Here is a 10,855-nt window from a genome sequence, read left to right on the forward strand (position 1 = left end):
GCCTCCATGCACAAGTCCTTGCTCAGCGCTTCGCTGTTTGCCCTCGCGCTCGCAACCCCACTCGCCTACGCCCACGAATCCGGTGACATCATCGTTCGTGCCGGTGCAATCACCGTCAACCCGAAAGCTGACAGCTCCAGCGTCAAGGTCGATCAAGGCCCTTTGGCCGGCACCGACCTGGGTGGCAAGGCCACCATGAGCAGCGACACGCAACTGGGTCTGAACTTCGCTTACATGCTCGACAGCCACTGGGGTATCGAACTGCTCGCCGCCTCGCCGTTCGAGCATGACGTAAAAATCAAAGGCACCGCCCTCGGCGCGGGCAACGGCAAACTCGGCACCCTGAAACACCTGCCGCCGACCTTGAGCATTGTCTACTACCCACTGGACGGCAAGTCTGCATTCCAGCCGTACGTTGGCGCCGGTATCAACTACACCTGGATTTACGACGAGCACGTCGGCAGCGAGGCCAACGCCAAGGGGTTCAGCAACTTCAAGGCGGATAACTCCTGGGGCATGGCGTTTGAGGTCGGTGCTGACTACATGATCACCGACAACGTCTTGCTCAACGCCCAAGTGCGTTACATCGACATCGATACCACCGCGACCGTGGAAAACGACGCAGTGAAACCAGGCACCCGTGCCAAGGTCGATGTGGATGTCGACCCGTTCATCTACATGGTGGGCCTCGGTTACAAGTTCTAAATCGTTCACGTGGTGGGAACGAGCTGAAAAAAAGGCGCCTTCACAGGCGCCTTTTTCATGAGGGCGAAAAACTCAGCGACCGAGCAACCGCGCCAGGCCGACAGCCATCGGTGTCTGTTCGGGGCAGGTAAACCGCTCCAGCAGACGCTGATTGTTCGCCCGCGAATGGCGGATATCACCAGAACGCGCCGGGCCGTAGCTCACGGGTGGCAGGTCACCGACCACCACTTTCAACGCTTCCAGCATTTGCTTGAGCGTGGTCGCCCGGTTCCAGCCGACGTTGACCGCACCGATTCCAACCTGCGGCTTCTCGATGGCTTGCACCAGCACGTCGACCAGGTCCTCGACGTACACGAAATCACGCGTCTGCTCGCCGTCGCCGAATACGGTGATCGGCAGGCCCTTCTGCGCCCGCTCGCTGAAAATGCTGATCACCCCGGAGTACGGCGAGGACGGATCCTGGCGTGGGCCGAAGATGTTGAAGAAGCGGAAAATCACCGGCTCCAACCCATGCTGGCGGCGGTAGAAATCGAAGTAGTGTTCGCTGGCCAACTTGTCCGACGCATACGGCGTCAACGGTGCCTTGGGCGTGTCTTCGTCGATCGACTGGCCTTCGCCATTGTTGCCGTAGACCGCAGCACTGGAGGCAAACAGCACGCGTTTGACGCCGCTCTGGCGCATGGCTTCGCAGACATTCAGCGAGCCGATGAAGTTGCTCTGGTGCGTCTTCACCGGGTCGTCCACCGAGGCTTGCACCGATGCTACCGCCGCCAGATGCGCGACCGCACTGCAACCGGCCATGGCGCGAGCGACCAGGGCCGCATCGGCGACATCACCGACGATCAGCTCGACGCGAGGATTATCCAGCGGCAGGTTGCTACGTTTGCCGGTGGACAAGTCATCGAGAATCCGCACCGTATGCCCCTTGGCGAGCAAGGCGTCGGTCAGGTGGGAGCCGATGAAACCGGCGCCGCCGGTGATTAAAACGGGGCCGTCAGCCATGGCGATAGAACCTGTCCAGTAAACTCGGGAGCGCGGCACGCCAGGCGCGGGGCTTGATCCCGAAGGTGTGGAGGATTTTCTTGCAGGCCAGCACCGCGTGTTGCGGCTCTTCGGCAGCGTCCGGGCGCGCAGCATGAGCCTGGGCGGTCGGCGCTTCGATGGCCAGCGGATGCAGCGCGCGGGCTTCAGTGAGAATGGCCTGCCCCAGCGCCAGCGGCGTGGTCGCCTCGTGTCCCGCGTAATGGTAGGTGCCCCACAGCGGCGCCGCGCAATCGAGTTGCTTGAGCACGGAAATGATCACCCGGGCCGCGTCGTCGACCGGCGTCGGGTTGCCCCGGCGATCATCGGCCATCAGCAGCTCGTCAGGTTGTTCCGCGCGGGACAGGAAACGTCCGAGGGTGCCATCGGGGCTGTCATCGAGCAGCCAGCCGAACCGCAGCAGCACGTGCTGCGGGCAAGTCGCGCGCACGCTTTGTTCGATCCGCCACAAGGCCTGACCACGCAGGCCCAAAGGCACCGGCTCGTCTTTTTCGCTGTAGGCCGTCGCCCGGGAGCCGTCAAACACGCGATAGCTCGAGGGTTGCAGAAGAACGATGTTGTGGTGCTGGCACAGTTCAGCCAGGCGCTCGATCGCACGCTCTTGCCCGGCCAGACGCGTTTCGCTGACCGTCTCCGCCTGAAACCAGTCGAAATAGTAGGCGAGGTTGATCAACGCGTCCGGCCGGGTGTCGTCGAGCAATTGCGTCAGGCTCGCGGCATCCCAGCCGTCTTGCGGTGGGCGGGGGGCGAGGAAACCGATGTCTTCCTCCGCACCGAGGCGAATCAGCGCCTGCCCAAGGGCATTTCCGCCGCCCAGTAACATAAGGCGCATTCGCATAGAGTCAGCAGGCCCAGTCTGATTGGAACAATGGCTTTATCGATACCGCTCGCGGGCGATGTCGTCGATAGTTGCCGGAATCGTTGCATTTTGCGGGTTTAGTGCGCAACCGTCATCCGTAAAGTGTAGATCCGCGGGATTTGTGGTGTTGTCACTGGCCTCACCGCGGATCCCCAGCGGTACTTGCATCTTTCCATCCCCACCCGCATAAATTGTTCCATGAATCTGCCCATTCCCACGGACGCGGCCCTGACAGGCTTCCACCCCGCCGTCAGCGCCTGGTTCAGCAGCACCTTTCCGACGGCTACCGCCGCCCAGGCCCGGGCGTGGCCGCTGATCCGCCAGCACCGTTCGACCCTGATCGCCGCGCCCACCGGCTCCGGCAAAACCCTCACCGCGTTTCTCGCCGTCATCGACGACCTGGTTCACCGTGCCCAGGAAACCGCAGGCGGTTTGCCTGACGAAACCCTGGTGGTCTACGTCTCGCCGCTCAAGGCCTTGTCCAACGACATCCAGATCAACCTGCAAAATCCGCTGACCGGCATCCGTGAACAGTTACGCGTGATGGGCTTGCCCGAGCTGCAGATCACCACCGCCGTGCGCACCGGGGACACGCCGCAAAAAGACCGCTCGGCGATGCGCAAGACCGCGCCGCACATTCTGGTCACCACCCCGGAATCCCTTTACGTGTTGCTCGGTTCCGACTCCGGCCGGCAAATGCTCGGCACCACGCGCACGGTGATCGTCGATGAAATCCATGCCATCGCCGCCAGCAAGCGTGGCAGTCATCTGGCCTTGAGCCTGGAGCGTTTGCAGGCGTTGTGCGCAACACCGCTGATGCGCATCGGGCTGTCCGCCACGCAAAAACCGATCGAAGTCGTCTCGCGCTTTTTGGTGGGACGTGATCGCGAATGCGCGATCATCGACATCGGTCACGCGCGGCCGCGGGATCTGGGCATCGAAGTACCGTCGGTGCCGTTGTCGGCCGTCATGGCCAATGATGTCTGGGAACTGGTCTACGACCGCCTCGCCGTCCTCGCCCGCGAACACCGCACCACGCTGATTTTCGTCAACACCCGACGCCTGGCCGAACGTTTGAGCCGGCATTTGAGCGAGCGTCTCGGCAAGGAAGCGGTCGCCGCCCACCATGGCAGCCTGGCCAAGGAGTTCCGCCTCGACGCCGAACAGCGGCTCAAGCGCGGCGACCTGCAAGTGCTGATCGCCACGGCTTCGCTGGAATTGGGGATCGACATCGGCGATGTCGATCTGGTATGCCAGATCTCTTCACCGCGCTCGATCGCCGGTTTTCTGCAACGGGTCGGCCGCTCCGGCCACCAGGTCGGTGGCACACCGAAAGGCCGGTTATTCGCCACCACCCGCGACGACCTGATCGAATGCACCGCCCTGCTCGACTGCGTGCGCCGGGGCGAACTCGACACGTTGAACATTCCTCAAGCTCCCCTGGATGTACTGGCCCAGCAGATCATCGCCGAGGTCAGTTGCCAGGAATGGCCGGAGCAAGCGCTGCTGGAGATGTTCCGCAAAGCCTCGCCGTACGCAGGTCTCGACGAAAAACATTATCAGGCGCTGCTGCAGATGCTCGCCGAAGGCTACAACGGTCGCCAGGGCATTCGCAGCGCGTTCCTGCACCGCGACGCCGTGACGCGCACGTTGCGTGGTCGCCGGGGCAGCAAACTGACCGCCGTGACCAGCGGCGGCACCATTCCGGACAACGCCGACTACAGCGTGCTGCTGGAACCGCAAGGGCTGAACATCGGCAGCGTCAACGAAGATTTCGCGGTGGAAAGCATTGCCGGCGACATCTTTCAGTTGGGCAATACCTCATACCGAATCCTGCGGGTCGACACCGGCAAAGTCCGGGTCGAGGACGCTCACGGGCAGCCGCCGACCATTCCGTTCTGGCTCGGTGAAGCGCCGGGGCGCAGCGCTGAATTGTCCTTCGCCGTGGCCCGCCTGCAAGCGCAACTCGATGCCCTGCTCGGCGCTACGCCCGGCAACTTGCAACCCGCCCTCGACTGGCTGACCGACACCCTCGGCCTCAACCTCGCCAGCGCCGGACAACTGGTGGACTACCTCGCCCGCGCGCGCCTGACACTGGGCGCCCTGCCGTCCCAGGACACGCTGCTGATGGAGCGTTTTTTCGACGAGTCCGGCGGCACGCAACTGATCATCCACACGCCATTCGGCAGCCGTATCAACCGCGCCTGGGGCCTGGCCCTGCGCAAGCGATTCTGCCGTACCTTCAATTTCGAATTGCAGGCCGCCGCCAGCGAAGACGCGATCGTCCTGTCGCTGTCCACCAGCCACAGTTTTGAGCTCGACGATGTCTGGCGCTACCTGCACAGCAACAGCGCCGAGCACCTGCTGATCCAAGCAGTACTCGATGCGCCGCTGTTCGGCGTGCGTTGGCGCTGGAATGCCGGGGTCGCGCTGGCGCTGCCGCGTTACACCGGCGGGCGTAAAGTCGCGCCGCAGATTCAACGAATGAAAAGCGAAGACCTGATCGCCAGTGTGTTCCCCGACCAGATTGCCTGCGTGGAAAACCTCGCCGGCGAGCGCGAGGTTCCCGACCATCCGCTGGTGGAACAAACCCTCGACGATTGCCTGCACGAAGCCATGGACTGCGAAGGCTGGCTGGCCTTGTTGCGCCGGATGGAAAACGGCGACGTTCGCCTGATCAGCCGTGACCTGCCCGCGCCCTCGCCACTGGCGGCAGAAATTCTCAGCGCCCGGCCTTACACCTTCCTTGACGACGCGCCGCTGGAAGAGCGCCGAACCCAAGCCGTGCTCAACCGGCGCTGGACCGATCCGCAGTCCACCGACGACCTCGGCGCACTGGATGCCGAGGCGATTCAAGCGGTACGCGATGAGGCCTGGCCGACGCCGACCGGCCTTGATGAAATGCATGAGGCGCTGATGAGTCTGGCGTGCATCAGCGATGCCGAGGCACAGGCCAATCCGCAGTGGCCCGAGTGGCTGAACGCACTTGCCGACAGCGGGCGCGCCAGTCGGTTGCAGGTCGATGCCGAGCGATCACTGTGGCTGGCAGTGGAACGACTGACGTGCCTGCGGGCGATGTATCCACAGACGCAGTTGTTCCCTCCGCTGGAGGCGCTGCCGGGATTCGATGAGGCCTGGGAGCCGGACGACGCGTTGCTGGAAGTCATCCGCGCGCGGCTCAGCGCTTTTGGTCCGTTGCCGCTGAGCGCGATTGCCGAACCGCTGGGATTTCCTCCGATACACATCACCAAGGCGCTGGCACAACTGGAGCGCGAAGGTTATGTGCTGCGCGGGCGATTCACCCCCGGCACCGATCAGGAGGAATGGTGCGAACGGCATTTGCTGGCGCGGATTCATCGCTACACGGTCAAGCGCCTGCGGCGGGAAATCGAACCCGTGGCGCTGCAGGATTTCATGCGTTTCCTGTTTGACTGGCAGCATCTTTCTGCGGCGACTCAGGGCCAGGGCAGCACCGTGTTGCCAGCGATTGTCAGTCAATTCGAAGGCTACCCTGCCGCTGCTTCCGCCTGGGACAGCGACATTCTGCCGGCGCGGATCAAGGATTATTCGCCAAGCTGGCTGGATGACCTGTGTCGCAGCGGCAAACTGGTCTGGACGCGCCTGACTGCAAGCAGCAAAAGCACCAGCACCGCGTTGCGCAGCACGCCCATTGTGCTGCTGCCGCGCAGTCAGGTCGGGTTGTGGAGCAGTCTGACCGAGCAGACACCCGTCAGCGAACTGTCGCCGAAAACGCAAAAGGTTCATCAAGCACTCAGTCAGCATGGCGCGCTGTTTTTCGATGAGCTGATTCACGAGGCTCATCTGCTGCGCTCGGAGCTGGAAATCGCCTTGCAGGAACTGGTCGGCGCCGGGCTGGTGAACGCCGACAGCTTTGCCGGTTTGCGGGCGCTGATTACGCCGGCGAGCAAACGCCAGGCCCGCAGCAGCCGACGCGGACGCGGGGCGTTTATCGGCGGCATGGACGATGCCGGTCGCTGGGCCTTGCTTCGACGCGGGCCACCAGCGCCGACCGTGGACAACAAACATCCAACACCGAGCGACACGCTGGAACACATCGCATTGACCTTGCTGCGCCGCTACGGCGTGGTGTTCTGGCGCCTGCTGGAACGCGAAGCAGACTGGTTGCCGAGCTGGCGCGAATTGCTGCGCACGTTCCATCGGCTGGAGGCCCGCGGCGAGATTCGTGGTGGGCGGTTCGTGAATGGCCTGGCCGGTGAGCAGTTCGCCTTGCCCGAGGCGATCCCATTGCTGCGGGAAGTTCGGCGGCGGGCACATGACGGCAGTTTGATCGCTGTGTGCGGGGTGGATCCGCTGAACCTGGCGGGCACGCTGTTACCCGGCGCGAAAGTACCGGCGTTGGCGAGCAATCGACTGGTGTATCGCGATGGTCTTCCGGTGGCTGCCGAGATCGCCGGAAAGCAGGTTTTCTGGTTGGAATCGACGATCGAAATACGCAACAAACTGATCCGGCATTGATGCTGTCCCGGCCGGTCCCAAGAAAAATCATTGAGTACGCGGCTGATCCGGCAGCAACACCGGCGAATTCTCCGGCGCTGCGCCGTCATCTTCCGGCTCCCCCATCCCCCGCTTCGGCATTAAAACCTGCTGTGGATAAGTCTGCGCGAAATGCACCCATGGGCTGTTATCCACAAGCTTCTTCAAACGCTGGTTAAACGCCCGGCTCACCGCATACTGCCCACCCGATACCGTACGGAACTGCGCCGTCAGCACCACGCCGTTGAGGTCCATTTTGTCGACACCAAACACATCCAGCGGCCCTTGCAGGTTGTACTTGAGAAATGCGTCCTCACGGATCGACTCCCCCGCCTCGCGAATCAGCTCGATGGCCTTGTCCACGTCGGTGTCGTAGGTGAACTGCACCGAGAAAAACGCATAGGCGAATTGCCGCGACTGGTTTGTCACGGCCTTGATCTGCCCGAACGGCACCGAGTGCACAAACCCTTTGCCGTCGCGCAGGCGCAAGGTGCGGATGGTCAGGCCTTCGACGGTGCCGGCATGCCCGGAATCGAGCACGACCCAGTCGCCAATCGACAGGGTGTCTTCGATGATGATGAACAGGCCGGTGATGACGTCCTGCACCAGTTGCTGCGAGCCGAAACCGATGGCCAGGCCGACCACCCCGGCACCCGCCAACAGCGGTGCGACATTGATCCCGAGGTTGGCCATGGTGGTGATTGCACAGATCACCACGAGGATGATTTTGATCGCGTTGCGCAGCAGTGGAAGAATGGTTTTTACCCGCGTACTGGGCTGTGTCGTGCGTTTATTGATCGGCGGCTTCAGCGCTTCCTGAATCGCTGTATCGAGCACCACCCACAGCAACCAGGTCACCAGGAAGATCAGGCCCATGCTGCTCAGCGACTCACTGATCGCCCGGCCCACCGAGTTGCGCTCGGCGAACTCGAACAGCGAGACGCCCCAGATACGCCCGAGAATTTCGATGAACGCCACGGCCATGACAATCCGCAGCAGTGCATGCAGCAAGCTGAGAAAGCGTTCTTTGTAGGCACTGCTGCGCTGGATCGCTTGGGCTTTTCCGGAATTGAACAGGTGCTGGAAAATCGTGCTGAGGAACACCGTGGCGATCAACAGAATGGTGGTGAACAACGCACAACGCAGGGCTTTCTGATTGTCCTCGCCGACGCCGATGAGGTTGATCGCCGACACCATCACCATCAGCAGAATCGGCCAGTACCAGAGCCGGGAAAAGATCCGCAGGGATTCCTGCAAGGAAGGCTGTTTCAAGCGCTGCGCCAGCGCCCGATTGCGGATCAGATGCGCCACCGGACGCCTCAGGCGAATCACCAGCAATCCAAAGATGATTGAAGCAAACAGCCCGGTGAACACGGCGATGCTGCTGGTGATGTTGCCGCCCAGCTGCCGGGCGATCTGCGGGCTGGTCAAGGCGTCGCTGAGCGCCGCAAGGAAGCCGATCAGGAACAGCGGTTTGGGGCAGTAATCACGAATGATCTGCACCGCACGGCGCTTGTGCCCGGTGTTGAACATGACGATCACGCACAAGAACATCGAGGTGGAGAAAATGCCGCTGCTGGTGGCGTAGGCAAAACACAGGGCCAACGCCCGGCCCACTGAGTTCGGCAGAAAATGGCTGACGTATAACGTCAGCGGCAGGCAGATCAACGCGGGAATCGTGAACGGCAGCAGGTAGCCGAGCAGGTCCTGGCTGCGTTGCCGTTTTCGAAAAAAACGCCCGGCACTCAAGCGCTTGTCCAGCAGGGCGCCGAGCACTGTGAGCAAGGCGAACACGCCGAGCCAGACGCCGGACAACAACAGGAAATCGCCGACCACGCTCATCGGTGATCGAGACGAAGGTCGATTCACCAGTTTGTCGACTTCATCCGCCGCCCGATCCGCTCGCAGGCGCCAGGCGTCGACCAGGTCTTCGTTGAGGTCGAGCTTGTCCTGAACGTCGTCGATGCTGGAACTGATCGCCCCGAGCAAGCCGCCCTGGACCAGCGGTTCAGGTTTCGCTGGCGCTTCCGCTGCGGCGGGAAGTCCCGGCAGCGTGGTGGCTTCCAGTTCGTTGCTGCCGAGAAACAGCAACGCCCCCAGTAATATCGCGGTCTTGAACTTGAGCAAAACGGGGAGCTCCTTGAAAAGGGTCTGTTAGGAACTGATTGGCAAATGCCCGGCAAGTTCGGTTCTGGCCGCGAGATAACGTTCCAGCCATTCTCCCTGTGGGAGCGAGCCTGCTCGCGATAGCGGCGGCACATCCAGCATTGATGGGGCGGAACCACCGTTATCGCGAGCAGGCTCGCTCCCACATTTAACCGTGGTGCTCTGTTGATATTTGACCTGAACGCAAATATCAAATGCCCACCCCTCTATTTTTCCGCACAACCCAAACCCGGACACTGCGCTCCATCAATCAATCCACCGGAGTTGCAGCCATGCCCATTGCCTTGCTCGCGCTGACCCTCAGCGCCTTTGCCATCGGGACGACCGAGTTCGTCATCGTTGGCCTGTTACCCACGATAGGCGCCGACCTTGGCGTCAGCCTGCCGTCTGCCGGCCTGCTGGTCAGTCTCTACGCCCTGGGCGTTGCCATCGGCGCACCGGTGCTGACCGCTCTCACCGGCAAAGTCCCGCGCAAACTGCTGCTGTTGTCGCTGATGGTGTTGTTCACCCTCGGCAACCTGCTGGCCTGGAAAGCGCCGAGCTACGAATCGCTGATCATTGCGCGAATCGTCACCGGCCTGGCCCACGGGGTGTTTTTCTCGATCGGCTCGACCATTGCCACCAGCCTGGTGCCGAAGGAAAAAGCCGCCAGTGCGATTGCGATCATGTTCACCGGCCTGACGGTCGCGCTGGTCACCGGCGTGCCGCTGGGGACGTTTATCGGTCAGCATTTCGGCTGGCGTGAAACCTTCCTCGCCGTCTCTGCGCTGGGTGTGATCGCCTTCATCGGCAGCCTGCTCTACGTGCCGAAGAACATCGCGCACAGCAAACCGGCTTCGCTGTTGCAGCAATTGCAGGTGCTCAAGCAACCGCGTCTGCTGCTGGTGTATGCCATGACGGCGGTCGGTTACGGCGGCTCGTTCATCGCGTTTACGTTCCTGGCGCCGATTCTTCAGGACATCTCCGGTTTCAGCGCCAGCACCGTCAGCCTGGTGCTGCTGGTCTACGGGATCTCGGTGGCAGTCGGCAACATCTGGGGCGGCAAACTGGCCGACAAACGCGGCCCGATCAGCGCCCTGAAAATCATCTTCGCCCTGCTCGCCGCCGTGCTGTTCGTGCTGACGTTCACCGCCGGCAACCCATGGCTGGCGCTGGCCACCGTGCTGGTCTGGGGTGCGGTTGCATTCGGCAACGTGCCGGGCTTGCAGGTGTACGTGGTGCGTCAGGCCGAACATCACACGCCGCAGGCGGTGGACGTGGCGTCTGGGCTGAACATCGCCGCGTTCAACCTCGGCATTGCCGGTGGTGCGTGGGGCGGTGGTTTGATCGTCGCTCATATGGGCTTGATCCATACCGCATGGATCGGTGGCCTGGTAGTGCTGGTGGCACTGGCGCTGACCGCGTGGAGCGGTCGTCTTGATCGTCTCGGCCCGGTGTATGCCGAACCGGCTGAAGGTTCGACCCGCGTCGTCGCCGGCCACTGATAAAGCTCGCTCCCACAGGATCCTCGGTGGTCTTTCGAGCGTTTACCGTCTGTAGCCCCGTCGAAACTTTCTCGCTTGCCCCGCA

Annotated in this window: 6 protein-coding genes; 3 read left to right on the plus strand and 3 right to left on the minus strand. The window is 62.4% G+C overall.

The genetic code is table 11. The annotated features are described in order from the left end of the window. Window positions 1-6: 6 nt before the first annotated feature. Window positions 7-705 carry an OmpW/AlkL family protein gene (locus ACM1ZW_RS05575; protein ID WP_414878152.1) on the plus strand — a complete coding sequence of 233 codons (699 nt, stop codon included), beginning with the start codon at window positions 7-9 and terminating at the stop codon, window positions 703-705. A gap of 72 nt (window positions 706-777) precedes the next feature. On the opposite strand, the gene ACM1ZW_RS05580 is transcribed toward ACM1ZW_RS05575, so the two are convergent. Then, window positions 778-1,707 carry an NAD-dependent epimerase/dehydratase family protein gene (locus tag ACM1ZW_RS05580; protein ID WP_416740294.1) on the minus strand — a complete coding sequence of 310 codons (930 nt, stop codon included), beginning with the start codon at window positions 1,705-1,707 and terminating at the stop codon, window positions 778-780. Further along, window positions 1,700-2,584 carry a sugar nucleotide-binding protein gene (locus tag ACM1ZW_RS05585; protein ID WP_017341052.1) on the minus strand — a complete coding sequence of 295 codons (885 nt, stop codon included), beginning with the start codon at window positions 2,582-2,584 and terminating at the stop codon, window positions 1,700-1,702. The genes ACM1ZW_RS05580 and ACM1ZW_RS05585 overlap by 8 nt, the downstream gene beginning before the upstream one ends. A gap of 219 nt (window positions 2,585-2,803) precedes the next feature. On the opposite strand from ACM1ZW_RS05585, the gene ACM1ZW_RS05590 reads away from it, so the two are divergent. After that, the gene (locus tag ACM1ZW_RS05590; RefSeq protein ID WP_416740295.1) at window positions 2,804-7,102 is read left to right on the plus strand and encodes a DEAD/DEAH box helicase; all 4,299 of its coding nucleotides are present in this window, start codon (window positions 2,804-2,806) and stop codon (window positions 7,100-7,102) included. Window positions 7,103-7,129: 27 nt separating this feature from the next. On the opposite strand, the gene ACM1ZW_RS05595 is transcribed toward ACM1ZW_RS05590, so the two are convergent. Next, on the minus strand, window positions 7,130-9,247 hold the full coding sequence (locus ACM1ZW_RS05595; RefSeq protein WP_416740296.1) for a mechanosensitive ion channel family protein: 2,118 nt from the start codon (window positions 9,245-9,247) through the stop codon (window positions 7,130-7,132). A gap of 311 nt (window positions 9,248-9,558) precedes the next feature. Here ACM1ZW_RS05595 and ACM1ZW_RS05600 point away from each other — a divergent pair, with 311 nt between their 5' ends. Next, complete coding sequence (locus ACM1ZW_RS05600) at window positions 9,559-10,770, plus strand: MFS transporter (protein WP_017341055.1); 1,212 nt, start codon at window positions 9,559-9,561, stop codon at window positions 10,768-10,770. The last annotated feature ends 85 nt before the right edge of the window (window positions 10,771-10,855 follow it).

It is taken from the genome of Pseudomonas sp. NFX71 (assembly GCF_048079215.1).
Taxonomy (GTDB): Bacteria; Pseudomonadota; Gammaproteobacteria; order Pseudomonadales; family Pseudomonadaceae; genus Aquipseudomonas; species Aquipseudomonas fluorescens_B.

Bases quoted from the DNA above. Each gene is read 5' to 3' on its own strand.
- ACM1ZW_RS05575 (WP_414878152.1), top strand. From the start codon at position 7: ATGCACAAGTCCTTGCTCAGCGCTTCGCTGTTTGCCCTCGCGCTCGCA.
- ACM1ZW_RS05580 (WP_416740294.1), bottom strand. From the start codon at position 1,707: ATGGCTGACGGCCCCGTTTTAATCACCGGCGGCGCCGGTTTCATCGGC.
- ACM1ZW_RS05585 (WP_017341052.1), bottom strand. From the start codon at position 2,584: ATGCGAATGCGCCTTATGTTACTGGGCGGCGGAAATGCCCTTGGGCAG.
- ACM1ZW_RS05590 (WP_416740295.1), top strand. From the start codon at position 2,804: ATGAATCTGCCCATTCCCACGGACGCGGCCCTGACAGGCTTCCACCCC.
- ACM1ZW_RS05600 (WP_017341055.1), top strand. From the start codon at position 9,559: ATGCCCATTGCCTTGCTCGCGCTGACCCTCAGCGCCTTTGCCATCGGG.